The following is a 26853-nucleotide window of genomic DNA, read 5'->3' on the forward strand; positions in this document are numbered from 1 at the left end:
AAAAAAGATCACTACCATCAGCGATCTGCGTACTCATGTGACTTACTACCGCATCGCTCCTCTTGCCAGATAAACGCCCATCCATAATACTGTACGTATAAACAGTATCAGTTCGGAGGGCCTTTTATGTATGACAAACACACATCAGCTATGATTTTTATGCCTTTATATCAGAGTGCCGAGCTATGAAACCGGCCACTTACGCGAGCGGATTAACGCTTCTCTGGGCACCAAATTATAGTCCACCCCTGAAAATCCCATTTTTTGCCGACGCTTGTTCAGCAGGATTCCCCTCCCCTGCTCAGGACTATGTTGAGTCGGAACTCGATCTCAATGAGTTGTGTATACGTCGGCGTGCTTCCACTTTCTTTGTACGTGCCAGTGGCAGTAGTATGGAAGATCTTGGATTATTTGATGGTGACGTCATGGTTGTCGATCGCGCCGAAGAAGCCAACCATAACGATATCGTTATTGCTGAAGTTGGTGGAGAGTTCACTGTAAAGCGTTTGCAATTACACCCTCGCCTCGCATTACTGCCGATGAACCCTGCGTACTCCGTGATTTATCCTGATGAACTGCAATTACTGGGAGTGGTTACCTGGTTTTTTAGCAGCACCCGAGCCCGCCGGAGGTAAACATGCCAATGTTTGGATTGGCGGATGTTAACTCATTCTATGCCAGCTGCGAGGCTCTCTTTCGTCCAGACTTACGCGGTAAACCCGTTGTCGTTCTTAGTAATAATGATGGATGTGTGATCGCCCGAAGTGCCACAGCAAAAAAATACGTCAAAATGGGCGCACCGTGGTTTCAGATTAAGGGGCAAGAATACCCCGAAAAGATTTATGTTTTCAGTAGCAACTATGCTCTTTACCACTCGATGTCTCAGCGTGTAATGACCGCTCTTGAAGAGATCACACCCAGGGTTGAGCAATACAGCATTGATGAAATGTTTCTGGATCTAACCGGCATAGACGGGTGCGAAAACTTTGAAGATTTCGGCCGACGTCTGCGTAAACACGTGCTTGATACTACGGGACTAACCGTAGGCGTGGGTATGGGCCCCACAAAAACACTGGCCAAATCGGCTCAATGGGCAAGTAAAGAGTGGAAACAATTCCGCGGAGTACTGGCGCTAACGCCCAGCAATCCAAAGCGCACCACTACTCTTTTAGAAAATCAGCCTGTTGAGGAGATTTGGGGAGTTGGCCGGCGAATTGCCAAAAGACTAAATCTGCTGGGGATTGAATCCGCGCTCCATCTCTCACGCGCTCATCCCAAATTCATCCGCGACAACTTCAGCGTTGTTCTGGAGCGGACTGTGCGAGAGCTTAACGGCGAATCCTGCATACCTTTGGAAGAGCTTCCTCCAGCCAAGCAGCAAATCGTTTGTAGTCGTAGTTTCGGTGAACGCATCACAACAAAGTCTGCCATGCAGCAAGCACTTTGCCAGTACGCAACGCGTGCAGCAGAAAAACTACGCGGTGAACGTCAGTACTGTCGCCATGTCAGCATGTTCATTCAAACGTCACCCCATGCACACAATGAGATCTATTATGGCAACACTGCAGGTATGAAGCTTTCGCTTCCTACGCAAGATACCAGAGAGATCATTGATGTTGCGATGAAGTCCCTTGATCAAATCTGGCTTGAAGGAAAAAGGTATATGAAAGCCGGCGTTATGCTCGATGATTTTACGCCTAATGGAGTGAGCCAGTTGAATCTGTTCGATGAAAATCAACCTCGGGCCAACAGCGAAAAGCTCATGAAGGTTCTGGATGGCATCAACCAGTCCGGACTTGGCAATGTGTGGTTTGCTGGTCAGGGTGTCGATACAGAGTGGAAAATGAAACGTGAATTGTTGAGTAACGCCTGGACTACGAATTGGAACGAGATCCCTGTAGCCAGAGTGTATTAGAGCCTGACAGCACCCTATAAGATGGGATGCCCATTGAGTGAAAATATCCGGTCGCCAGTTTAGGTGTACCTCCGCACTAGCAGATAACAATAAAGATTATTCACACTCCTGAACCCTATGACGCTGAAGGATATTCAATGCATCAGCGTCATGATGATAATCATTTTCATTGAGCGCTAAACATAACACCCGACCTCATTCGAGTTCCCAAGAAACAAAGGAAATCTAAATGTCGTAAAGTGGGTTCACACCATGAACTACATACCTGCAGTGTTTCCAATGTGAGAATCAATTCATCAACCACCATTGGCCTGGAATGACACTCATCTTCCAGGCCTGTTCAATCTGTTTGAAATTGTAAGAATGCTGAATGTTGGCGGGGCATTTTTATAGTCAGCTCCCTTAGCTACCTAGTGCTTTTGATTGGTTTCGAAACGAGCTAGTACTTTTACCTCCCAACGTGGCGCCATCACTCACATAACTCCATCTGAAATAGTTCTGTTCTACGTCTAAGATCACTCCCAATAGGTGATAGATGTTATAAGGGTCGCATCATGTTTCTGAACAGAACTAACACCAGACTTGGCATTTGGAGTTGTTATCGTTATACGCTGGTGTGCCAATATGCATTTACCCAATTCATTCCACTCCTGGCACGTGGTCACTGTTTTCTCAATGGTAAAATAGTTCGCTGTAGAAGTTAAACTGAACTCTCTACCTGATTGATCATAGGAATAAATGTCCAATACTGACGCTGAGCGTTTCTGAAGGAGGCGTCCACTGGCATCATACTCATAGATTGTTTTAGCATTATCTGAACGAAGATTACCTCTTCTATCCGTGCTAAGTAACCGCCCAGTCGCATCGAAACGGTAAGATGTCTTCGCTACTCCAATTTGATTTAGATTTCCTGTCATTGCCTCAAATCTTTCGCCTGACTTACTTATTACTCCATTTTTCCCTAATAAGATCACGCCCTCAACTTGCTGGCTAAAGAGTTCGGTTTTCTTTTTTGAGCCTGTATCAGTCATGGCGTTATCAAACTTCAAATTTGTTTTCCAGCCATACTCTTTTTTATTAATTTCTGCAGAGTAGGTCGCCGTTAGCACTCGACTTCCCGTTTGGTAGTTCTTTTCCTTAGCGAACTCTGCTTTTATCAATTCTCCGCAACGGCTGAAAATAGCTGAAACTGAACTGTGGGTGAAACCATCACGGCTTTCGATCGTTAGTTCCACTGATTTAGGAATGTTAGCTGAAGGCTGCTCATCAAAGAGAATGAAATTATTCATCTTGTTATTTTGAACTTGCTGAGGTGAACACTCAGCGCTGCTCGCGTCGAAAGCGAAAAAAGATAGAAGAGAAAGTTGAGCTGAAGCCTTTATCATTGCCATGAATCCATCCTGAACATTCCATTTAATAGGGCATTGTATCTGTAAATTAACTACTGCCAAGATTGGTTATAGGTTGTAGAAGCAGAAAAAAATATGGAAACCCGCGGTTTATTTGCCACCATACGATTGGACGAGTGAGTACAGCAATTACCTTGAATGTACATCATTCTGATGAAAGACTTTTAAGAAATCATATCCAAAGGTTTAATAGGATAACAAGGCATCTCTTCGCTTCAACGGGCGGGAGAAAGGCAGATGCTCAAGGGAATTTCAATCTGAAATAAAAAACAAAAACATATATTTTTCATCAACTTAACATTGAAATGTTCATGGGTAATTTTGCGATTTTTCATCACGTAGTCGGCGTTAAGTGAAGAGGGGGAGGGTGCAGCAAATCGCATCACCATTGTCTAATTGGGGTTAGCTTATAGAAGGAAGAAGGCTGCTAATTGAGCAACGATGAGTGAGAACAACATCTCATGCTCGGTACAACTTTTTAAAGAATGTCGTTAAAAGTTGCACGCATCATCATAAGCTGTACACTGGCTGCAAAAGTTACCAACGGAGCGGAGTAATGAAAAGTAATTATGGTGGGGTAGACGTAACAGCGCGTAGGGCAAATGCCATGCTTCGCAGCATGAGTGATGACATTACTGATAGACGTAATGAATACGGCCTCGATCAGTATTACCAGACATTCACGCGAAATTCGGTAGCTAATCTACCTAAGCTCAGCCGCCGTGCTGTCGAACAAGCGGTAGAAGAAATGGAATCTAAAGGGCATGTATTTGGCAAAAAGGACGCCGGTAATGCCAAGCACTATGCCTTAACCATCCAGGATGTGGTTGATATTTACGCTCATCGCAAAGTGCCAAAGTATCGCGATATTCATGCAGGCGAAGGTCCGTTTGTCGTGTTCGTGGTTAACCTTAAAGGTGGCGTGTCAAAAACAGTCACCACGGTCACCCTTGCTCATGGCCTGCGTGTTCACCCGGACCTATTACAATATGACCTGCGTACGCTGGTGATTGACCTCGATCCTCAGGCATCCAGCACCATGTTCCTTAATCATACGAATAGTATTGGCTCAATCGTCGAGACAGCAGCTCAGGCTATGTTGAACGATCTGGATGCTGAACAAATCAAAGAAGACATCATCAAGCCGACCATCATTCCCGGCGTTGATATCATCCCAGCTTCGATTGATGATGGCTTTATTGCCAGCCAATGGAATGACCTGGTTAATCAGCATTTACCGGGTGTTCTTCCCTCTGACGTATTGCGCCGGAATATTATTGATCGTGTTGGCCAGGACTATGACTTCATCTTTATTGATACGGGTCCGCATCTAGATGCCTTCATGCTTAACGCCATTGCCGCCAGCGATTTACTGTTAACGCCTACGCCGCCGGCACAAGTAGATTTTCACTCCACGCTGAAGTATCTGACGCGCCTGCCCGAGATGCTTGAGCAGCTTGAGGAGGAGGGCATCACTCCCCGTATCAAAGGTAATATAGGTTTTATGTCGAAAATGACGTCTAAGCGGGATCATGAAATGACGCATGGTCTGGCTCGTGATGTGTTTACTTCCTACATTCTCGACGCCTCACTACCGCGCCTTGATGGCTTTGAGCGTTGCGGTGAGAGTTTCGACACCATTGTCAGCGCAGATCCTCACTCTTATCCGGGTAGTGCTGAAGCCCTTAAGAATGCGAAACGCGAAGCTGAGCGTTTTACGCAAGCTGTATTTAAGCGAATTGAGTTTGTAAGAGGTATTAAGTGAAAAAAGAAATGGTAAAACTTGGCCGCCAATTCGGTAAAACAGGCTTCTCTAAAACGCTGAATGAAATCGATGGCGAGCGCGTTTTCACTTTAAAATCAGGTGCAGAAGCAAGCTTTACCCTTACAAGGGTGCTTCATGATGATATCGAGTCTAACACCTATGTGGATGCATCGATAAACGGTCGTGACCAAGCGTTTCTGACCCCGGAATCAGTTAGTGATATCGCGCGAACGATCAAGTTACAGCAGTTCTTCCCGGCTATTGGCCGCGAAATGAATGGACGAATTGAGGTTCTGGATGGTTCACGCCGACGTGCAGCCTGCATCTTTAATGGCACATCGTTTGAAGTGCTGGTTACACGTGACGAAATTAGCCTTGCAGATGCGCGTCAGCTTGCCATCGATATCCAGACAGCCAAGGAGCATACGCTTCGTGAACTTGGAAAGCGTCTTCAGCTGATGTATCCGGATGATATGAATAAGTCTGACATTGCTGAAGCTGAAGGGCTCTCAGCAGCCAAAGTGACTAGAGCATATCAAGCCGCAGCTGTACCAGACGAAATGATCGCCGTCTTTCCATCAGTTAGTGAATTGTCCATCAATGATTATCAGACATTACTGGATATTGCTGACAAAGCTAAGGCCCAGCATATAACCATCGATCAACTCACTGCAGCGGTGCAAGAACGCATAGATAATGATGTCTCTTATGCACCTGAAGACCCGAGTGTAAAAGCGAAAATCATCGCTTATTTCCGTGCAGAAAATGCCGGGGTGAAAAACAAACGCGGTCCCAAGCAAGTCGTTACGGAAAAAATAGCTGACTTTAAAGACAAGAAACAGTTCGCCCGCAAGAAAACCGACAGTGAAAAAAGATTGGTCACATATGAGTTTTCACGCCTCCCGGCGACCTATCAAGCAGAACTAGATGCTGCTGTTAAAGCTGTAATAGCACGTATGCAAGCTGAAGGTGATAGCTAACATCCATCCCAAGAGGCAAAGCTTTATGACTGAAGCTGTGCCTCTTTCAAACTTAACCAGTAAAATACCCCTCCCAAAAACAACCTAACTTATTGTCACACATAGGAAAACACAGAATATTTCACATTGAAATTCCCATAGAACTCATCTAAAAAACATTTAAGAAACAAGTTCAGAGTTATGTGAAAAGGATAGCGGGAAACATGGAGTGATCTGAGGAGTAACTTAAAATCTGCGCGTCATGGCCATCTCCCAAGCTTTAATTCCATATTCACTCAGCTATGTCGATCGACCCTTCATAAAAATTCCCGTTGTGCCTAACTGCGGCACATTTAGTCTGAGTCTGGCAATTCAGCGCTGCATACGGACGGCACTTGTTATAGTGCTGCCGTCACTTAACACGCGTGCTCTTATCGTAAGCATTCTCACTGATAACTTTGCTCACTCAGGCATTCACTTAATCTTCCATTTGAACTCACCTTAGATCCGTTCAATTTTGCCTGACCCTGCTGGATGAGCTTAAGTTACACGTCATGTTCAAAAAGCCAAGCAGGTGAATGACAGCCCCTGAGCAGTTCTTATCGTCACCAGATAGCCACCTAACAGCACGATACTGTCCGAAATATATGCGACCTGAAAACCTGAAATCCGTTAAGCAGCGGCGATAGTCCGGCTAGCATCCGTGTAATCATTTACACAGGCCAGGCAATTAATACGACGACAGCTGACGAGGGCTTTCATGATGGCCCTAATCAATCTAGCCAGGTTAAATACAAGAGGAAGCCATTTAGTCACCAGCCCATTATGGCGCCACCTAAGCTTCTTATTAAGCGTTAAAATAATCAGTGCGTTATCTCGCTTGTGAGTAGCCCATAGCTCTGAACTCATCAAAAGCCACCAAGTACAGCGAAAACCAAAGCGTCGGCATTCGAAATACATTTCATTCAAGTGTCTTCAAAAAGGTACAAGCAGCTGGACGCTATGACTTATAGCGGCAGTTGTACATGGACAAATCTTTGAGCCTGACGGTAAGTTACTGCGACAAACCGGTCACACATATAAACGCCACTGCTTACCGTGATTTATCTGTCGTGAGTGCTTTTGGACCAGAGCCATCTGAAACGCCTCTTTAGCTAGTATGACTTCGGCAAGCAGATTCATGAGCTGGGCATTGTTTTCTTAAAGTGACTTAATGCACTTCACTTAATAAATTCGATGGCGCCAAACTTCTTACACCGGATAGAGGAGGCACTGTCTGAAAAGGCGAGCTTACAGCTAGTTACTCTGGCTTCAGCCGCGTGGAAAATGCTTATGATCTGTTCGCTGGAAAAACATCTCTTCTTGGGGATAGCCTCACAATCCTGATGCCGATATGACTAACACAGGAAGGTATCAGTCAAAGTGCAGTAGGTCATGCATACCAAAGCCGATACGAACGACATAAGTTTTGCTGCTGTGAAATAAAATCGTCTGATTAAGCACCAGGAGTGGATAGTTTAGATGGGGTGGGGGGGAGTATCGTGGAAAAGAGCTGAAGGTTGATTTAAACACAATTCTGCCACATTTCTTGTTCTGGATTAGTATTTCGCTGTAAGAATCCCTTAAAAACAATAGTTTATTAGCGCTGACGTCGCTACGTGAATTTTAGCAGCTTCGCTGCACCAATCCTCTGCAGAATTCACCAGAACGCGACACAAATTAGTGTGTAAAATTGCCCCTAAACATCATTTTGTCATTTAAAGCTGTAGCAACATGTCAGGTTATGCTCAGTGCTACGGTCAACTTGAATTCACCAGTTTCCCGGCACAAGCGTTCATTTCACTCTTTGAGGTTGTCAGGGTACATCGTCTCAAGAACATATGATTTGGAACGGCTTCAATTCAGGGGATAGTAAAATCCCTGAGGTTTAAACAATGGGGAAGGTATGGAAGGCCATTACGGCTTCGCTAGAATTTTAAATCTTGGTTCTGTTGAGCATTGCCATCATGTGCCAGCCAGCACTTGATTGTGGTGATTAGGCTATAGACTCGGACAATCGTCTCAGGTTGATTTAGTGTTCACGAGGTTTAGTGCCTGGGGTTTTATTCAAACTAAAGGCCCTCAGCTCGCTGATTATCCATGAAAAACTTTACAGTCTGCTCTCCAATTGCATCATTTGACGTACTTAGATATGAGACTTTTAGTGGAAAATTCGTGTTTAATACCTTTGGAAATTAATTTTTAAACGGCCTATTACTACAGTCTTGCGGTACAACTGATGCTTTAAAGCCAGCAAGAAGAAGTGTTACTGAGTAAAATAATGTTGGGGATGTATAACAAAAAATGTTCCAATGTAGAGTTGGAAAGTTTTCTAACCCACTAAAAAGAGAAGTATATTATACTTTTTTTACGTATTTACATCAGTAAGTTACTGATTATTTCCTCTTGTTCTAACAGATCCAAGTCATTACTCATTTTCTGTTTCAACAGCCTTTCACTACGCTATTCTCTCAACAAATTCTGCTTCTACCAATTTGAAGATTTCACTCGATGCTTAATGGATTCCTCCATTAATGGCCGTTAATCTGATCGATGTGTAGCTGAGTATCTAAACAAGGGATCAATTGAAATTGGACATGGAATTGAGAAGGTATGAGAGGGCACTCAACACTATTAAATGCAGCCACTTGTTACTACTCACAGGGAATGTGAAAGGCTTGACGAGCTAGATTTTGTTGAAAACCGAAGTGTATGTCATGGGTAATCTTAATCCATATGACTACTATAGCGAGTAAGTTACTCACTATAGCGGTCTTTAGCGTTGCACGATCTACTCACACCTAAGCAAACCCATACCAACTCATTGGAATGAAGACGAATGTGGATACTCACTACAATAGTCATCTTCTCTCTATAGCAGTCATCATGAATTGCTGTTGAGAGTCAACAATACGTTTAAGATCCAGAAGCCAGGCATCAGTACTGTTATATGAGCTCTGTTTGAAGCGTTATTTAGTACAAGCTCAGTAGAAATCCTCAATCATTACAAGCACAAACCACAGTATTCCCCGTAGGTACTCACTGTATCAATGCGATGACCAGTCATCATTGAGGCCAGTTCTTACCCTTTGAGACGTATGACTGGATATGGCTTACAGGCTTATAGCGTTCCTTTATTTATTCCCATTATCCACAGGCCAGATCCAATAATTTGATCCTAATATGATCCCATTCAGATCCTAAACAGATCCCGACAACGCCACAGGCCTTGCTATCAGTGGGCTAAACGCCTGTCGATGACTGCTGTAGTGAGTGTAATGACCAGTATAACGAGCATCTTGACTGCTATAGAGAGCAGAGATGACCAATATAGAGAGAACATCATGACTGCTATAGTGAGTAACGAGCTGATTTGCTTGTTAATAAGCCAGATAGTCGAAATCATGGTCTAACATCTGCTGCTCTTAGGTTCGGTCAAACGACGACGTTTTCTGGGTTCTAAGTTTTAAATAGTTATGCACCGTAAACAGCACGCAAAATGGGCAATTTATTGGTTTTAAAGTTATCAACTGGATAGATCCAATAACAGATCCTAATAAGAACCTATATGTTCCAAATAGATCCCGGATCGCTCTGATGCCTTGCTGGACAAGGCTTTAGCGTAGATCGCTGACTGCTATAGAGAGTAGAAAGACTACTATAGAGAGTAATTAAACCGCTATAGTGAGTAGAATAACCGCTGTAGTGAGTGATAGTATCCACTGTAACGAGTAACGGCGACTATCGCTTGTTCAAATCACGGATTTTCCAAATGCCGAAAAAAGAACAAGAAATCAATCTGATAGCTGATGCATTCAGTGAAACAGACAAACGAACCGGTGAAGTTGTTCACCTGACACCCAACAGTAATAATACTGTTCAGCCTGTTGCATTGATGAGGCTGGGGCTATTTGTTCCCACGCTTAAATCCACTGCAAATGGTCGTAAAAATCAGATGTCTACAATGGACGTCACCGATGAGCTGAAACAGCTGACGATCGTAAAGGCTGAAGGATATGAAAATATCAAGATCACGGGTGCACGTCTTGATATGGATAACGACTTCAAAGCTTGGGTCGGGATCATTCATGCCTTTGCGAAGTATAAAGTGCTGGGAGATAGCGTAACGCTTCCCTTCGTTGATTTCGCCAAACTCTGTGGTATCCCATCATTACGCTCCTCTGCGAAGCTTAGAACGCGTCTGGAAGCCTCTCTGACGCGAATTGCAACGAATACCATCCACTTCGCCAACAAAGAGGGTGAGTACTACGTGACGCACTTGGTTCAGTCAGCAAAATACAGTGTCAAAAATGATACTGTGACCCTGCAAGCCGATCCTAAGATCTTTGAACTCTATCAATTTGATCGCAAGGTATTGCTTCAGCTACGCGCCATCAACGAATTAGCGCGTAAGGAGTCTGCACAGGCACTTTACACCTTTATCGAGAGCTTACCCCCAGATCCCGCTCCGGTGTCCATGCAGCGCCTCCAGGCTCGGTTAAATTTGACCTCTCGGCCTAATACTCAATACGCCACTGTAAGAAGGGCTATGGAGCAGCTTAAAGAGATCGGTTATCTCGATTACACAGAGTTCAAAAGAGGATCGACGATCTACTTTTCGATTCACTACCGTCAGCCGAAACTCAGACCTGCAAACATCCCAATCAGTCTTCCTGAACTTGAGGACGATGAACTGGACAGTGAAGTTGAAATCGTACCCGCTAAGAAGCCGGTGAAGGCGAGGGCGGCTCAAAAGGCCAAGAAGGAACCGGCCGGCAAAATGGTGATGTTGTCAGAAGAAGAACTGGCCATGTTGGAAACCATCAGGAAGGGCAAGAAGAACTAATCTCTAAAACGCATGAAAGGGCACTCCAAGGTGAACGCATTTTTTTCTGGTAACCAAGACCGCTATAGCGAGGTATATACTCGCTATAGCGGTCTTGTCGTTACTGTACAACCTCAGTGTGACCCAAGTCACACTCACTACAGCAGTCATTTAAGCGCATTAGTAGGTTTTAAAAATTCGATGATTCTCTCGCTATAGCAGTCATTAGTGTGAGAAATGATCTAAACCGCTGTAGTGAGAAAACTGCGATTTTTGTCTTATAGCAGATGACCACTGTAGTGAGAGAGAATGCATATTAGTGAATGAATTCACATACCGCCCTGGTGGTTGCTAACCTCGCAGGCCTTATATGATAAGGCGTTAGTGATCACTAACATTAAAATTAATTTTTTTGCTTAATCAGATTTCTTCATACCACTATCTAATTCTAAGTCCCTATACTCCTTTCATACTCTTTATAGCAGTCATTCATTCCACGTTAATTTTACTCTCTACAGCGGTCAACTGTGATTTTGGCCATTATTACTCACCATAGCGGTCATCACTCACTACAGTAGTCATTGCATACATTAGTGATCTTTTGACCATTACTTATCAATCTGCATGGATCAGCAAAGGAGATCAAAAGATCATGTCTCCTACTGGCAGTGCTATTTGTCGTTAAAGTCATGCTGAGGTTAAAGCCAAAATAGTAGTAACACTGTCACTTGTGTGTATATCATTCAGAGCCATCATGACGTTGCAGGGAGGTACCTTACTTCTGCTATGCGATTTCTAACAAGAGATGTTTGGCTGTTCCATCGCTCTCGAATCCGTGTGGTCAACAACGACTGACCAATGTTCAAACAATGAGAAAAGGCTCATTCGAATATTTAAATGCTGCTGGTTTGAGCATGGTCATTAGCCAGGTAATAATCCGATCTAAAGAGATTGAAAATGAACGGTTTCGTTAATAGTCTCGAACGGTAAGACTAAATGCAGGTTCCACTGCCATTACGTTTGTACCTTTCACACAGAAAAGGATTAAGCGCGTATGTCGAAAAACACAAAGCAGTCATCGAAGAGCGTTACTCACGTAGCTGCACAAACACTTAAAGATCCCAACGCTTCTGCTATCCAAAAAAGTCTCGCTGGCTCAGTACTATCACAATCACATACTCAGAAAGAAACGGGCGCTGACATGGAAGCAAAAGCTTCTCAGGCACTCAAAAATCCAAACTCAAGCGACATCACCAAAACGTTAGCTGGGTCGGTTATCTCGCAGTCCAATAAAAAGCGGTAATTTACTTTGGTTTGATTGGCTTATGGTCATGATAAAACGGTAATGGAAAAATCTTCAGTCAATCATCAAACCAACGGCAGAAAAAGCGCCACAGGAAAACCTTAAGTGGATATAACTCCAACCATCGCATTGCTGGGTTTGAGTGATATTTTCAATTTGCATATACACGCCGCAATCCAAAGCAAAGCGGTTATACAGCTTTGCTTTATTAATTAAGATTGGCTTTGCGCATCGGCATACTGTCGATAGTTGATAGCATCGTTTCCACACTTATAGGCATATCTCTCTGAAGTTTGGCACCGCCGTCTTTCCCGATGAGAACAACCTGGAAACTTCTGGCTTGAAACTGTGCCCGGAGTTTTCCTTGTGAAGAAGGCGATGTGTCACTGAGAACAATAATATCGCGATCCGCCAATGCCGCTTTAGCCTTTTCAAGCATCATAATCTGTTGGCGGTAACTGGAATCACCCTGAGAAGGTGCAAAGATCACAATAGGGCGCTTACGCCATTGATACTGATGTAAATCTGCTGTTTCCGGTGATAATAACTGGAAAATACTGTTTGCATCTGCATGAGAAGCACTGCTTAAAAACAGTGAGAGTGTGACCATCAACAAGCAAAACATTGATGGTGAATCGAAGAGGGTGCTAGCCTTAGTTTTTCCTTGGGCTGATATACAAGCCAAAAAACGCATCATTTAATCTCCCATTCACCAATATATTCGACGAAGCGTGTGAAACACCCAGACTCAACTTAAATTGAAGTTGCTGCTGCATCCTAAGCGTAGCAAGGCAACAGCAAAAACTTTACGCTCTTTAGTTAATCCTGGAAAAAACACATAGATATCGCTAGCAGGCTTTTTCGTTCGCGGCAGTCAACAGCGTGTGCAGCAGCACGTTTGCGCCTTTTTCAGACCATATGGGATAAATTTCTTCCGCTTCGTTATGGCTGATGCCTTTTACGCAGGGAATGAAAATCATTGCGGTGGGTGCAACCCGATTTATATAGCAAGCGTCATGACCCGCACCGGAAACCATTTTGCGATGCCTGTAGCCAAGTTCCTCTGTTGCCTGTGAAATACGCTCTAAACAAATGTCGTCGAATTTGATCGGCGCATAATCAAATATTTTATCAGCGATAAAGGTTAAATTGCGGACGCTTAACTTTGCCAGCGCATGGATAAGTGCCTGCTCCATTTCCTCCAGCATTGCACTGTCGGGATGACGAAACTCCACGCTACAGGTGACGCAACCCGGTACTACGTTGCGTGAGTTAGGGGTTACATTCACCATTCCGATGGTTGCGCGTCCGTCTTCCGCATAATCATTCCCGATGTTTTCTACGGCCAGCGTAAGTTCGGCAAAACCGCAGAGCGCATCATGACGCAGCGACATCGGCGTTGTTCCTGCATGTGCAGCAAAGCCGGTTAACGTGATATCAAACCAGCGTTGTCCCATAGCTGCATGCACGACACCGATGTCAGTTTGTTCTGCTTCGAGTACCGGGCCTTGTTCAATATGCAGCTCGTAACAGGCATGCAGTGGAAAGGACTTTGCAGGACGCGTGCCCTGATAACCAATTTCAGTAAGCGCACTGCCAAAGCTCACGTTCTGGCTATCTTTTCGACTCAGCGCAAAGTCAGTATCAAATACGCCGCTCCAGACGCCGGACGCCAACATAGCAGGTGCAAAGCGGGCACCCTCTTCATTGCTCCAGTTGACTAAAACCAGATCGCGCTCGGTTTCGATATTCAGATCGTTAAGCGTACGCAAAACTTCAAGCCCCGCCAGTACCCCGTAAATCCCGTCGTAGTTTCCGCCCAGCGGCTGCGAATCAGCATGAGATCCGGTCATTACAGGCAACAGCTCCGAATTCTTGCCCGGGCGACGAATGAACATGTTGCCCAGCTCATCGACCTCACAGCTGAAGCCATCTTTGACAGCCCACTCCCGTAAGGTATCACGGCCTGATTTGTCCTCCGGGCTCAAGGCCAAGCGGCTTACGCCGCCGCCTGGTGTTGCTCCGAAACTGGCAAAAGTCCTCAAGGACTGCCAGAGACGATCGCCATTGATGTGAATGGGCGCCGTCATGCCTTATCCTCTTTTTTGACCCGATAACGAAAATCACATCGAGGTGCGCCAGACATGATGGTAGTGGTGCGCGTTAGCGCTACTTCTGGCGCATAACCTACAATGAATTTGTCGTCACGCGCACAGGAGAGCAGGTGACCAATCTCACCCAACCCCATTTCGTGATACATCTCGGCATAACGACAGCGCGTCACGTCATAGTTGTATTGCTCGGCATCGTCATCAATGACCTTGACCTCCAGCGCATTGTCCTTTTCCCAGAGATATTGCAGGGCGACAAAACCGCGTAAGTCAGCCTTTACGGGCTCACTGGCAGCAAACTGCTGACCAGCCTGAATTGCCGCATTCTCAATGGCTTCGCCGATGATACCCTGCGCCCGATCTTTACCTATTTCACGCACCAGAATGTCATAAATGGGTTTGATAATTTCAGCTTCAATTTTTCGGCGGGCGAGGATGCCCAGCTCTTGTTTTTGATTACAACTCATCACATTGTCTCCGCTTTATTTCGCCGCGCCGCCCAACACGGTTTGTGGCTGCCATTTGCCATTGACTACTTTGTAAACCGTAAAGGATGGATTTTTCAGGTTACCTTGCTGGTCAAAAGCGATGTTGCCGGTTACTCCAGCGTAATTTATGGCGCGCAATGCCGGCAGATAATTACTGGCATCGGCTGAGTTGGCTTTTTGCATTGCGGCGATCAGCACGCGCGTAGCGTCATAGGCGAACGGCGCATGCAGTTCGATATGGGTGTGATAGCGATCCTGATAAGCTTGCTCAAACGCTTTGCCGCCTGGCATTTGTTCAACCGGCAGGCCCGGTTCAAGCGCGACAACGCCTTCACCCTCTTTTTGCGCCAGCGTCAGGAAGGTCTGGCTGACAAATCCACCCGCGCCCATCAATGTGGCACTCATACCCAGCTGTTTGATGCGGCGCGCCAGCGGAGCGGCTTGGCTATCCACACCACCAAAGAACACCAGATCGGCATTTTTACTGCGTATCGCCGTAAGCACGGCACTGAAATCAACGGTTTTATCGTCAACATACTGGCGATCGACAATTTTTACGCCCTGGCTCTCAAGTGACTTGATGAACTCATCAGCGAGGCCCTGACCAAATGCGGTGCGGTCATCAATCACCGCAATGCGTTTAGCTTTGAGGGTTTGAATAGCATATTGTCCGGCATAATCACCGCCATCATCATCATGCCCCATCACGCGAAAGCTGGTATCAAAGCCCTGCTGAGTATAAGCATGGCCAGTGGCGACGGGCGCGACCTGCGCGATACCTGCATCGTGGTAAATGCGGGCAGCGGGAATGCTGGTACCGGTGTTCCAGTGGCCGACAACACCCGCAGCACCGCTATCAACCAATCGCTGAGCAACGGCGACAGCAACGCGCGGGTCAGATTGGTCATCTTCCGATTGCAGCTTAAAGGTCACCGCTTTACCGCCGAGTGTGGGATGGGTTTTGTTCACATCATCAATGGCCAACCGGGCACCATTTTCCAGATCTTTACCGATTCGCGCAGAAGGGCCAGTTAAAGGGCCGGCAAGGCCGATCAGTACGGTTTCATCCGCATGCGCAGTTGAGAATGTTGAGACGGCAGCGCTGGCAAACATTACTGCTGCGCTCAATGTTTTGAGATGCATCATTTTCATTGTGGTTCCCTGATGTTGGTAGAAGCTAAACGGGTATCTCACCCAAGTAAATCTGTTGAATACGATCGTTCTGTAGCAGCTCAGCAGAGCGACCTTGATAAGGCAGGGTGCCGCTATCCATCACCCAAGCTTGATCAGTTACTTCAAGTGCTAAACGCGCATTTTGCTCAATCAATAAAAGCGTGATCCCGGAATCGCTTAGGGACCTAATCACCTGGAAAATGTTCTCAACCATAATCGGTGCCAGGCCCATTGAGGGTTCATCGAGTATGAGTAAACGGGGGCGGCTTAATAATGCACGGCTCAGCGCCAATAGCTGCTGTTCGCCGCCAGACAAGAGACCCGCTAACTGATGTTGCCGTTCGCCAAGGCGAGGAAAGCGTGAAAAGAGTTTGGCTATCTCATGCTTTACCTGTCGGGTATCCCGACGTAGCCAGGCGCCCATTTGCAGGTTTTCCAGTACAGTCAGCCGGCCAAAGATGCCGCGACCTTCCGGAACCAGCACAATGCCTTGTTTTAAAAGCGCTTCCGGGCGCAGGCCCTTAATCGATGTTCCATCCCAGAGGATGTCGCCATCGAATGCTTCTAAACCTGCAATGGCGCGAACGGTTGAGCTTTTACCTGCGCCATTTGCACCGATCAGCGTCCCATGCTCACCTTCGTTGAGGTCAAGACTCAGTTCACGTACGGCCTGAATCCCGCCGTAACGGACGTTTAAATTTTTGATCTGCAAAAGCGGTTCAGACATGGGCGTTCCCTTCCAGATAGGCACGGATCACCTCAGGATGGCGTCTGACATCCTCAGGTGGCCCTTCAGCAATGACTTTGCCGTAATCGAGTACCGCCAGACGATCGCACAGACTCATGATGAGTTTTACATCGTGCTCAATGATCAAAATGGTTTTGCCATCATCTCGAATACGGCGCAGCAGTTGTCCAAGCGCCATTTTTTCGGCTGCGTTCATGCCTGCTGCCGGTTCATCCAATGCGAGAAGTTTGGGATCGGTCGCCAGCGCCCGAGCGATTTCCAGCCGACGCTGGTGACCGTATGCAAGATCGCAGGCGCGGTAATGGGCATACTGTGCAATGCCGGTGTATTCCAGCCAGTGCCAGGCGAGCCGCTTTGTCTCGGCTTCTTCAGCTCTTGCCTTGCGGTGACGGCTAATGGCGGCCCATATGCCATTTCGGGTGCGAACGTGGCGGCCGATCATGACGTTTTCCAGTACGCTCATCTCTTTAAATAAGCGCAGATTCTGGAAAGTACGTGCAATGCCGGCAGCAGTGACTTTTTCAATCTTTTGTGGCGAGTACATCTGGCCATCAAGGGCAAACTCACCGCTGTCCGCGTTATAGAGTCCGGTAATCAGATTAAAGCAGGTGGTTTTGCCGGCACCGTTTGGCCCAATCAAACCGTAGATTTGATGAGCTTCAACCTGCAGACTGACATCATTGACGGCAATTACGCCGCCAAAGCGCTTTTTAAGATGGCGAACCGAGAGGAGACTCATTCTTTCCCTCCTACATGTCGTGCAGGCCAGAGTCCACCGGGTCTGAACAGCATCACCAGGACCAGAGCCAGACCATAAAACAACTGGCGCAAGATCTCGGGATCTACAATCACCGTACCAAACAATGCTTCCTGCAACGGCGTTGCCTGACTGCGTAAGATTTCCGGTAAGGCGGAGAGCAAAATCGCCCCCAGAATCACGCCAGGAACATGACCAATACCGCCTAAAACCACCATCGCCAGCACTACGATTGATTCCTGCAGGGTGAAAGATTCGGGTGACACAAATCCCTGGAAAGAGGCAAACATTACACCTGCCACACCACCGAAGGAGGCGCCTAGCGCGAAGGCCAGCAATTTGTAATTGCGAACGTTAATTCCCATGGCGCGGGCTACGTCTTCATCTTCACGAATAGCATGCCAGGCACGCCCAACACGGGAATGTTGCAGCCGCAGGCAGACAAAAATGATGGCAACAATGATTAATGCGAACAGGTAATACCAGAAAAATAGCGCCGGAACTTTGTAACCCAACAGGTGATAAATGCCGCTAAATTTCAAGCCAAACACACTGAGCGTGTCGATACCGGAAATACCTTTAGCCCCATTGGTGATATTGATCGGGCGATCAAGGTTGCGCATCAGGATGCGAATGATCTCGCCGAATCCCAACGTCACGATGGCCAGATAGTCGCCACGCAATCCGAGAGTCGGGGCACCCAGTAAAATTCCGCAAATACCCGCTATAAACGCGGCTAAGGGTACCAAGAGCCAGTAAGGTGTATGCAACCCCGTGCTAAAAAGCGACTGCAGCGCTGGAAAGGCTTCAAGCAAGTGCGGTGAAGCCAGCAGGGCGGCGAGATAAGCACCTACCGCATAAAAAGCAATAAATCCCATGTCGAGCAGGCCAGTAAATCCCACCACGATATTCAGTCCCAGCGCCAGCATGATATAGAGCAGGGTAAAATCAATCACGCGCACCCAGTAGTTTCCACCGGCTGCGGTTGCCAGCCATGGCGCAAGAAGTAATGCCACGATCAATAAAACCAGTCCGCTGTTAATGCGCCCTTTTGTCAGACGCTCTGAAGTTATAACTGTCATAAAAATGCCTTACGCTCGCTGCGCCACGCGTTCGCCCAGCAATCCTGCTGGACGGAACACCAAAACCAAAATCAGCACGATGAACGCGAAGATGTCCTGATAGTTGCTGCCAAAGACGCCGTCGGTCAATTGACCTAAGTAGCCTGCACCCAGTGATTCAATCAAACCGAGCAACATTCCTCCCAGCATCGCTCCACGTAAGTTGCCGATCCCGCCCAACACTGCGGCGGTAAAGGCCTTAATGCCGGGTAAAAAGCCCATTGAAAAACTAGCGCTGCCGTAATTACTCGCCATGATCACGCCAGCTAAAGCGGCAAATGCACCGCCAATGGCGAACGTGAGGGTAATGATACGGTTTGGACTTAGGCCCATCAGACTGGCAATTTGCGGGTTCTCAGCCACGGCACGCATGCCGCGCCCAAGCCGACTCTTCTCAACCATCAGCCATAATCCTCCCATAGCCCCAAAGGCAAGGAACAAGCTCACTATGCCGGTTACGGTAATGATGGCTGGTGGATGCTCTGCGCTTCCAGCCGTTACCGCGATGGGATCCATTGGCAGGATTTGTGGGAACATCAGCGGATTGCGGCTCCAGATAAGCATCGCAACGGTTTGCAGCAGCACCGAAATGCCAATACCGCTGATCAGAGGTGCCAAACGTGGTGCATGACGCAAACGGCGGTAGGCGAAACGTTCAACTGCCATCGCCAATACGGCACATACAGCCATGGCGAACAACGTGGCAAAGATCAGGGCGCTCAGCCCTGATATCTCTGGGAAGTGATGCGTTAGCAATTGCATGCCTGACAACGCAGTCAACGCTCCCGTCATTAAAATATCGCCGTGAGCAAAGTTGATGATGCGCAAAATGCCGTAGACCATCGTATAACCCAGGGCGATAAGGCCATAGATGCTGCCCAGCATCATGCCGTTAATCAGTTGCTGAATAAGTGTATCCACAGTACTTGTCCGGAAATTATGTTTTGCGTGCATAACATCCGTTAATTGATTTAAATTGTGAAATACAGATATATTCTTACTTATGGCAAAATTAAATCCGCGCAATTCATTGTTTTTATTGATTTTAAATATTAACCATTGAGCCGGATTATTGAGATAAATTCGGATATATGAAAAAAACAGAACAGTTGAACGATCGTGTCTCAATGGAAAGCAGCACATTATCGGACGATCCCCCTCTCAGAGCGGTCAGAGTTTTTGAGGCGATCGCCCGCTTAGGCAGCATCATGGCCGCGGCACAGGAGCTGGCAATTTCACCTTCAGCAATTAGCCATCAGCTTAAGGTTCTGGAAACCTACCTGCAGTTGCCTCTGACGCATCGACAGGGACGCAGACTCATTTTGAGCCAGGAAGGGCGAGACTATTATCGTTCCATACGCTCTGCTTTTACGGTCTTGCGGCAGGCGACAGGGCATCTGAAAGAAATGAATCGTTCACGACAAGTGACGATCAGTCTGATTCCGCTGTTTGGCATGGGCTGGTTTATTCCACGCCTGCCACGTTTTCTGCAGGCCAATTCAAACACGGAGATAAATGTTATTTATGCCAATCATCGTAACTACCTGAGTGATGCCTCAGACATGTCGATTCGATTTGGCAGCGGCCAATGGACGGGATATCAGGCAGAGAAATTGATTTCAGGAAAAATGGTGCCGGTATGCAGCCGTGAGTTTCACAAATTGCACGGTTATATCGACTCGCCGGAACAGCTGGCACAAACCTCACTTCTGCATGATGAAGAACGTACGACCTGGCAGCAGTGGTTTACCCAGCAAAACGTGAAAAAGGTTCGGCGAGATGGTCCAATGTTCGAGGATGGGCTACTAACGTTGGCTGCTGTTCGTGCAGGCATGGGCTGTGCGCTGATGCGTGAGCCGATGATTGCACCCTATCTTACGTCTGGGGAATTGGTGAAAATCTGCGATACACCGATTGATGATGGACGAGATTATTATCTATGCGTACGTCAGGATGTTGAAATGAGTCCTGAAGCGCTGCAATTACAGCAATGGCTGCGTTTGCAGGCGCAGCAATAAAAAATGTAAAAGAAGCGAGTCATATTTATCATGAAACTCGATAGTTCATATGTATTTGGCGCATATCCTTCGCGGTATTAAGCATTTTGTCTGTCCGAGTGAGATGCCGATAATCGGCATCTCACTCTCCGTATGTGCCGAAAACTTAATGATAACTGTGTCAGAATTAAGCAAAGCCTATCGTGGCTTCACTGCACTTGACGATATTAGCTTTACTATAAAGCCTCGTGAAGTTGTATCTATCATCGGCCCTTCCGGCTCCGGAAAATCCACTCTGCTGCGGACCTTAAATCTGCTGGTACTGCCTGACGCGGGGCAAATAACAATTGGCGATGAGTCGGTAAATGCAAAAAATCTGCATCGCATAAATATAAACCGTCTGCGTCGGAAAACTTCCATGGTCTTTCAGCATTACAACCTTTTCCGCAACAAAACGGCTTTGGAAAATATCACCGAGGTTCTGCGCTTTGCTAGAAAGTTAGGTCGTAAAGAGGCGGATGAAAAAGCGCTGGAATATCTTAATCGTGTGGGCCTGCATGACAAAGCCTCATCCTATCCTGCCATGTTATCGGGTGGGCAGCAGCAGCGCGTTGGTATTGCACGCGCACTCAGTCTTGAACCCGAAGTCATTCTTATGGATGAGCCTACATCCTCACTCGACCCAGAAATGCGGCGCGGCATTTTGAAACTTATTGCGGAAATAGCGTCGCAAAATATCACCATGGCTATCGTCACCCATGAGATGAATTTCGCGAGAGATATTTCAAACCGACTGTTTTTCATGGACCAGGGAAAACTTATTGCGCAAGGCACTCCGGATGAAATCATTCATGGTCATGCAGGTGGTCGCATTGATGCCTTTGTAAACGACTTCGAAATTTAAATCAGGGACCCAGATTATGAATTTTGACCTGATTTATATGTTCAAGCTTATACCTGCCATCCTGGGATATTTGCCTATCACACTGCTAATTTCGGGTGCCTCAATCATTGCTGCAACGTTGATAGGGCTGTTATTAGCAGTAATGTTACGCGGAGGGAAATTTCTACAAGCAGTAGCTCGCCTGTATATTTCCTTCTTCAGGGGTACGCCAGTTCTGGTGCAGCTATTGATCATCTACTTTGGTCTGCCACAACTCTTCCCGATACTGAATTCGGTAGGACCGGTCTATGCAGTGATCGCCGGGTTAAGCTTTAATACGGCCGCTTACCTTGCAGAAATATTCCGTGCTGGTATTGATTCAGTTGATCGTGGGCAGATTGAGGCTGCGTTAGCCAGTGGATTGAGTATGCCCGTGGCGTGCTGGCGCATTTTATTACCGCAAGTTTGCCGCAACGCCGTGCCGGCTACCGGCAACATGTATATCGGGCTTATCAAAAACTCTTCTCTGGCTTTCACTCTCGGTGTGACCGAACTGCTTTCTGCTGGAAAGCTGGAGGCGACATCCTCACTCAAGTTTTTCGAAGCTTATACCGCAGTGGCGTTGGTCTATTGGGGACTGACATTTTTGTTGTCGCTGCTGCAGAGGCAACTGGAAATCCATCTCGGCAAACCCTATCAACATTAATTCAGGAGCCACAATGAAGTTAAGCGGTTTAGTAATGTGCTTGTGTGCCACAGTGCTTTTAAGCGCCTGCGATCAAAACAAACAGGCAAATGATACTGCCGATGTATTGCGTGTAGGTGCAACACCTGATGGCTATCCGCACTACTTCAAAGAAGGCAACGAACTTAAGGGCTTCAGTGTCGATGTGCTCAACGCGGTAGCAAAGAAGGCCGGGCTCAAAGTCGAATGGGTCACATCCGACTGGGTGGGCGTGCTGGGCTCTCTGCAAACCGGCAAAGTAGACACCGTAGGTAACTTTGCGGACACCCCAGAGCGCAGGAAAGCCTACAACTTTTCCACACCTTATTATTACTCAGCTGCACAACTGGCGGTGAGTAAAAATAATAACAGCGTACATGGACTCAGCGACCTGACGGGTAAGACGGTTGCAGCAGAGCTGGGTTCTAATTATGCCAACGTGCTTAAAGAGTCTGATCCTGAGCATAAAATCAATCTGGTAACCTATGAAGGCCGGGACGTGGTGGTCAATGCCGTGGCGCAGGGAAAAGCTGACGCCTTTATCTCAGGGCAGGTGATTTTATTAGGGCAAATCAAGCAGAAAGGTTTACCACTGAAGGTGGTGGGAGAACCCTTTGGTGTCAGGCAGGTTGCTTTGCCATTCCGTAAAGATGCACAGGGAGACAAACTGCGCCAGAAGGTTGATACCGCATTAAGCCAATTGCGTGACGATGGTACGCTCAAGTCGATCTCGGAAAAATGGTTTGATCAGGATCTCAGTCATGCGCCATCTGAAGGAAAAAGCTGATCATGCGCTCTCTTCATCTGGCCTTATTTCTTGAAACGACCGGCTGCCACTATGCCGGATGGCGCATGCCTTCATCTGAGCCAGTGCCGCATCCGGCAGACTTCAATCTTCTCAAAGCGTTAGCTTTGAAAGCTGAACAAGCAAAGTTCGATCTTGTATTTATGGCTGATAAATTATCGATTGATGATATTTATGGCCAACGCTTCACTGAAGCCGTGACCCACAGGGTTACGGAACGGCCTGACCCTTTTGCCGTACTCTCGGCACTGAGCGCAGTGACGGAGAATATCGGGCTTGCTGGTACCGTCTCAAGTTCCTTCGCCAGCCCTTTTGCTGCAGCACGCACATTGGCGACACTTGATCATCTTTCTAATGGCAGAGCAGGGTGGAACGTTGTGACATCCACCAGCGGCGGTGAAGCACGCAATTTCGGTGTAACTCTGCTGAGCCATGAGCAGCGCTATCATAAAGCCGAAGCTTTTATCGAGACCGTATATCGCTTATGGGATAGCTGGGAGCCTGACGCTATTGTCGGCGATCGGCTGAACGGGATTTATGCCGATGCCACAAAAATCCATTACACCCACATTAGTAACGACTGGTTTAACGTACAAGGTCCACTGAACCTTTCACGCTCACCGCAAGGCCGTCCTGTAACTATCCAGGCTGGTGGATCCGGGGCATTTACCGAACTTGCTGCACATCGTGCTGACGCAATCTTTGCATCTGAAAAACCGAGCCTGGCGGCTGCGCAAGCCTATTATTCCCATATCAAGGACCGAGTAGTTGCGCATGGGCGCACAGCTGAGAGCCTGAAAGTGTTACCCGGTCTGCAACCGGTGCTTGGTGCATCACAAAAAGAAGCGGATGAGTTGCTGGCAGAACTGACTCAATTGCATCATCCGCTGGCAACCCTGACTCATCTCTCCAATACCATGGATTATGACTGGTCTCAGCATGCGCTGGATAAAGGCGTGCCAGATATCCTCTATCATCTAAGGCGGCGCGAACGTTTCGCCCCGATGCTCGAACATGCGCGTCAGCAGGGTATGACGCTGCGGCAGTTCACCAAATGGATAGCGCAAAGCGGATTCATCGTAGCAGGCACACCAGAGAGCATTGCAGAACGTATTGCACTTTGGTATCAGCAACGGGCAGTCGACGGGTTTGTAATTATGCCGCCATGGCCAGGCGCTGCGGATGTATTTTTCACTCAGGTGGTTCCCCTGTTGCAGGAGCGAGGCATTTTCAGAGAGGAGTATGCCAGTGACACGCTGCGCGGGCATTTAGGATTGGTGTGAGCAACGAGGTTCAGCTAAGCATTCGTCGTTGCACCCGAAAGGGATCTATCACTCTGAAATAATTGAATGATCCTCCCAATCCAACCCTCCGAACATCCCTACCTCTTAGGTTTAAAAAATTAGCTATAGAGTCACTAATAACTTCTTTAAATTGATATTTTTAAACCATTGGCGTGGTTTGAATTTAAAGATACAAAGGTATTATGACTACCGTAATATCTTCAATAATAAACCATCTGTTAAGTACCACTCCGGTTGGAGTGGTACTCACCTCTACATGGCTAACAGAGCAGGGATACAGCCTGGAGTTGCAAAATCAGTCCCGCAAAAGCCACTGGTTCAGGTCAATAGGGACGGGAGCAGTGATTCGCGAAGCCGATCAGGTGGACTATCTGAGGGCAATTTATGCACTTCAGACGCAGCTAGGGATGACATTACATCCCGGGGCCAAAACGGCGCTGGCGCTGGCGCTTTAGGGCAGGGCGCATTATCTGGGCCTGAACGATAAACGTAAGATGCTGTTCGGACCGCCAGCAGTGAAACCCGAACGGTAATAGTATTGTAACTAAATCAGTGAAGACATCAGATGGACAATTGAAACACCCAAAAGAAGCGATAAAGTTACCATCAGACACTTTCACGCGAGAGCAGGCCGAAGCCGTTCGCTCTGCATATCAGAATGTCAAAATTGAGGACGATAAGGGAATGCACTTCCGCATTGTCATTCGCCGTAGAGATGGTCAGCTGATTAAGCGGGTGTGGAGTTCCAACCAACAGGAGGCGATGGGTCTAATCGCTATCTGGAAACGGATGGCATCCCGTTGTAACCCATAGCGCCGATTATTAACAACTACAATAGAACCTCCACCTGCTGATCTTTGCCAGAGAGGGTAAAGGTCAGCATAGGTAATTTAGCCTTCACAAACACCACTTAATAAACATCCCCAGTTGTAACTCCGTCTATGAACCACAGCCCTCGCTAACTCGCTAACTCGCTGAGACGAAGAGACTTATTGGGATATAATCATTTCTGACCTAAGGGTCACCACTCTCTGAAGGGCAAGCACTCCAGAGAACAAACCTAAACCAATATGGAGTAAAGCCTATGGCTTGATCTGTTCGATAAGAAGGAGAAAGAAAGATGGATAAATGGATTTTCGAACCTGAAAAGGTTGCGAGTGGCATTGATGCACTAAAGGTGCAAGGTCGTAATGAGCTCATCATTGAACTTGAAGAAAGTTCGGTTGTTAAGCGACACCAGTGGAAGCGGTACGCAAGTGCTATCAATTTCACTGCGCCAAAGGATGTAAGTGACTGCGGTCGTTTTAACCCTCCCGGGGGAAAAATTGCCGTGTGGTATGCATCCGATGCAGCGTTGACAGGTATGGCAGAAAGCTATGGCCGCACGTTACAGTTGCACGGTACGGTGCAATATCCAGAGAGCCTTATGGATGTTCATGTCATCTGCTCTGTGGATTTAACGCGAAGAGTGCGGTTAATTGATGTGGTGAAGCTCTGTGAGCTCCTGCACATTCCGCTAGATAGTCTTGAAAGTGAGAGCTATACCTTTACGCAATGGCTGATGGAGCGTCTCTATACTGAATTTGGTGATGAATACGATGGGATTGCGTATGACAGCCGTCACAAACGCTATAAAAAGTGTTTCGCTTTTTGGTCACAACCAGGAAGTGAAGTGCCATTTAAAGACACACCCAATGGCATAGTGACCCTCTCAGCATACAAAGAGTATGACAAAGCCATATTCCCGTCAGACATGAAAAACAGGGAATACATTACTGGCGAAGAAATGCTGGAACTCATCTTAAACTTCGAAATTACGGCTGAGCCGCAGTAACTGAAAGAGGGGCAGTGCTTGCCCCTCTTTTTTAGCTTGCCATATCAGAACCGAACAGCTTGGCATTTCGAATCAAAATGTCCATTTCGGTCTTGTCGGCACCCCTTTTCAGGATTTCAATTGGCGCGAGACGCTCACCGTTGCCGTGTACATCAATAGGTGCTTTAAGTAGGTTTAAAATCATCATTGGATGAATGCCAGGTTTAAAAGCTCCCATCACTTCTTCCAGTCCCGGTAGCATACCTGAGTCAGTGAACTGAAAGCGTGGATAGATAAAGTCGCCATTTTGCTTAAAGGCAAGGAGCTTATTTTTCTTCACGCGCGCATTTACGCCCTGTCGCGTAATGCCCAGAATGTCGGCCACGTCATGTACTTTCAGCGTCCCGCCCATATCCTGTAATTGAGCATAAAATTTCTCAAGGCTCTCACGACGGCGGCGATTCTTGCGAAGTTGGCTGTCCGGAACACGTGTGTTCTGCTCCAGCATAGTTGTGTATAAACGCTGAAAAAGCGTCTTGTCATCCAGGCTGACTGCGTTCATTGCCTCTGATTTATCTTCAAACTCAGGCATGAGGCCTAACGCAATGTTGTTAATTCGTTTGAGAAGATTGAGCTGATATTCATTAAGGCCAGCAGTAGGAACCTGATCTTTATCGATAGTTGCATTGATCATGTTGCACCTCCATTTGACGA

24 protein-coding genes are annotated in these 26853 nt (G+C 47.0%); 14 read left to right on the top strand and 10 right to left on the bottom strand.

Annotation, left to right across the window (positions count from 1 at the left end):
* The first annotated feature begins 185 nt into the window (after window positions 1–185).
* Both umuD and umuC read left to right on the top strand, forming a co-directional pair.
* Window positions 186–635 carry a translesion error-prone DNA polymerase V autoproteolytic subunit gene (gene umuD, locus K5Y32_RS22425; RefSeq protein WP_222185882.1) on the top strand — a complete coding sequence of 150 codons (450 nt, stop codon included), beginning with the start codon at window positions 186–188 and terminating at the stop codon, window positions 633–635.
* 8 nt (window positions 636–643) lie between these two features.
* Entirely contained in the window at window positions 644–1915 is a 1272-nt protein-coding gene (umuC, locus tag K5Y32_RS22430) for a translesion error-prone DNA polymerase V subunit UmuC (protein ID WP_222185943.1), read from the top strand.
* A gap of 515 nt (window positions 1916–2430) precedes the next feature.
* Here the strand turns inward: umuC and K5Y32_RS22435 are convergent.
* Window positions 2431–3306, bottom strand: coding sequence for an RHS repeat domain-containing protein (locus K5Y32_RS22435; RefSeq protein WP_222185883.1), 876 nt, complete (start codon window positions 3304–3306; stop codon window positions 2431–2433).
* A 574-nt stretch (window positions 3307–3880) separates the two neighbouring features.
* Here K5Y32_RS22435 and K5Y32_RS22440 point away from each other — a divergent pair.
* The 4 genes from K5Y32_RS22440 (at window position 3881) to K5Y32_RS22455 (ending at window position 12215) form a co-directional block, all read left to right on the top strand.
* The gene (locus K5Y32_RS22440) at window positions 3881–5089 is read left to right on the top strand and encodes an AAA family ATPase (RefSeq protein ID WP_222185884.1); all 1209 of its coding nucleotides are present in this window, start codon (window positions 3881–3883) and stop codon (window positions 5087–5089) included.
* Window positions 5086–6069, top strand: a complete 984-nt coding sequence (locus K5Y32_RS22445) for a ParB family protein (protein WP_222185885.1) — start codon at window positions 5086–5088, stop codon at window positions 6067–6069. Before K5Y32_RS22440 ends, K5Y32_RS22445 begins: the two co-directional genes overlap by 4 nt.
* 3790 nt (window positions 6070–9859) lie before the next feature.
* Window positions 9860–10933: a RepB family plasmid replication initiator protein gene (locus K5Y32_RS22450; protein WP_222185886.1), complete on the top strand. Its 1074-nt coding sequence runs from the start codon at window positions 9860–9862 to the stop codon at window positions 10931–10933.
* Window positions 10934–11966: 1033 nt separating this feature from the next.
* The gene (locus K5Y32_RS22455) at window positions 11967–12215 is read left to right on the top strand and encodes a hypothetical protein (RefSeq protein WP_222185887.1); all 249 of its coding nucleotides are present in this window, start codon (window positions 11967–11969) and stop codon (window positions 12213–12215) included.
* A gap of 208 nt (window positions 12216–12423) precedes the next feature.
* Here K5Y32_RS22455 and K5Y32_RS22460 read toward each other — a convergent pair whose 3' ends face one another.
* The 8 genes from K5Y32_RS22460 to K5Y32_RS22495 all read right to left on the bottom strand — a co-directional run bounded on the left by K5Y32_RS22460 (window position 12424) and on the right by K5Y32_RS22495 (window position 19534).
* The gene (locus K5Y32_RS22460; protein ID WP_222185888.1) at window positions 12424–12912 is read right to left on the bottom strand and encodes a DUF4174 domain-containing protein; all 489 of its coding nucleotides are present in this window, start codon (window positions 12910–12912) and stop codon (window positions 12424–12426) included.
* A gap of 151 nt (window positions 12913–13063) precedes the next feature.
* Window positions 13064–14305 (bottom strand): Zn-dependent hydrolase, encoded by a 1242-nt coding sequence (locus K5Y32_RS22465; protein WP_222185889.1) that lies wholly within the window; start codon window positions 14303–14305, stop codon window positions 13064–13066.
* Window positions 14302–14793, bottom strand: a complete 492-nt coding sequence (locus tag K5Y32_RS22470; RefSeq protein WP_222185890.1) for an L-2-amino-thiazoline-4-carboxylic acid hydrolase — start codon at window positions 14791–14793, stop codon at window positions 14302–14304. The genes K5Y32_RS22465 and K5Y32_RS22470 overlap by 4 nt, the downstream gene beginning before the upstream one ends.
* Window positions 14794–14808: 15 nt before the next feature.
* Window positions 14809–15966: a branched-chain amino acid ABC transporter substrate-binding protein gene (locus tag K5Y32_RS22475; protein WP_222185891.1), complete on the bottom strand. Its 1158-nt coding sequence runs from the start codon at window positions 15964–15966 to the stop codon at window positions 14809–14811.
* 25 nt (window positions 15967–15991) lie between these two features.
* Window positions 15992–16714 carry an ABC transporter ATP-binding protein gene (locus K5Y32_RS22480; protein WP_222185892.1) on the bottom strand — a complete coding sequence of 241 codons (723 nt, stop codon included), beginning with the start codon at window positions 16712–16714 and terminating at the stop codon, window positions 15992–15994.
* Window positions 16707–17474, bottom strand: a complete 768-nt coding sequence (locus tag K5Y32_RS22485; protein WP_222185893.1) for an ABC transporter ATP-binding protein — start codon at window positions 17472–17474, stop codon at window positions 16707–16709. Before K5Y32_RS22485 ends, K5Y32_RS22480 begins: the two co-directional genes overlap by 8 nt.
* Entirely contained in the window at window positions 17471–18574 is a 1104-nt protein-coding gene (locus K5Y32_RS22490; RefSeq protein ID WP_222185894.1) for a branched-chain amino acid ABC transporter permease, read from the bottom strand. Before K5Y32_RS22490 ends, K5Y32_RS22485 begins: the two co-directional genes overlap by 4 nt.
* Before the next feature lie 9 nt (window positions 18575–18583).
* Window positions 18584–19534 carry a branched-chain amino acid ABC transporter permease gene (locus tag K5Y32_RS22495; RefSeq protein WP_370635135.1) on the bottom strand — a complete coding sequence of 317 codons (951 nt, stop codon included), beginning with the start codon at window positions 19532–19534 and terminating at the stop codon, window positions 18584–18586.
* Between the two features lie 170 nt (window positions 19535–19704).
* Here K5Y32_RS22495 and K5Y32_RS22500 point away from each other — a divergent pair, with 170 nt between their 5' ends.
* From K5Y32_RS22500 to K5Y32_RS22535, 8 genes are all read left to right on the top strand, one after another.
* The gene (locus K5Y32_RS22500) at window positions 19705–20631 is read left to right on the top strand and encodes a LysR substrate-binding domain-containing protein (protein WP_222185895.1); all 927 of its coding nucleotides are present in this window, start codon (window positions 19705–19707) and stop codon (window positions 20629–20631) included.
* 148 nt (window positions 20632–20779) lie between these two features.
* Window positions 20780–21514: an amino acid ABC transporter ATP-binding protein gene (locus K5Y32_RS22505; protein ID WP_222185945.1), complete on the top strand. Its 735-nt coding sequence runs from the start codon at window positions 20780–20782 to the stop codon at window positions 21512–21514.
* A 16-nt stretch (window positions 21515–21530) separates the two neighbouring features.
* A complete protein-coding gene (locus K5Y32_RS22510; protein ID WP_222185896.1) occupies window positions 21531–22199 on the top strand; it encodes an amino acid ABC transporter permease in 669 nt (222 codons plus the stop codon).
* Between the two features lie 13 nt (window positions 22200–22212).
* Entirely contained in the window at window positions 22213–23004 is a 792-nt protein-coding gene (locus tag K5Y32_RS22515) for an amino acid ABC transporter substrate-binding protein (RefSeq protein WP_222185897.1), read from the top strand.
* A 2-nt stretch (window positions 23005–23006) separates the two neighbouring features.
* On the top strand, window positions 23007–24305 hold the full coding sequence (locus K5Y32_RS22520) for an NtaA/DmoA family FMN-dependent monooxygenase (RefSeq protein WP_222185898.1): 1299 nt from the start codon (window positions 23007–23009) through the stop codon (window positions 24303–24305).
* Between the two features lie 203 nt (window positions 24306–24508).
* Entirely contained in the window at window positions 24509–24781 is a 273-nt protein-coding gene (locus K5Y32_RS22525; protein ID WP_222185899.1) for an AbiEi antitoxin N-terminal domain-containing protein, read from the top strand.
* A 97-nt stretch (window positions 24782–24878) separates the two neighbouring features.
* The gene (locus K5Y32_RS22530; protein WP_370635131.1) at window positions 24879–25139 is read left to right on the top strand and encodes a DUF905 family protein; all 261 of its coding nucleotides are present in this window, start codon (window positions 24879–24881) and stop codon (window positions 25137–25139) included.
* A 307-nt stretch (window positions 25140–25446) separates the two neighbouring features.
* Entirely contained in the window at window positions 25447–26160 is a 714-nt protein-coding gene (locus K5Y32_RS22535) for an RES family NAD+ phosphorylase (protein ID WP_222185900.1), read from the top strand.
* 31 nt (window positions 26161–26191) lie between these two features.
* On the opposite strand, the gene K5Y32_RS22540 is transcribed toward K5Y32_RS22535, so the two are convergent.
* The gene (locus K5Y32_RS22540; protein WP_222185901.1) at window positions 26192–26833 is read right to left on the bottom strand and encodes a DNA-binding protein; all 642 of its coding nucleotides are present in this window, start codon (window positions 26831–26833) and stop codon (window positions 26192–26194) included.
* Window positions 26834–26853 lie beyond the last annotated feature (20 nt).

The organism is Pantoea sp. DY-15 (genome assembly GCF_019795935.1).
GTDB classification, from domain to species: Bacteria; Pseudomonadota; Gammaproteobacteria; order Enterobacterales; family Enterobacteriaceae; genus Pantoea; species Pantoea leporis.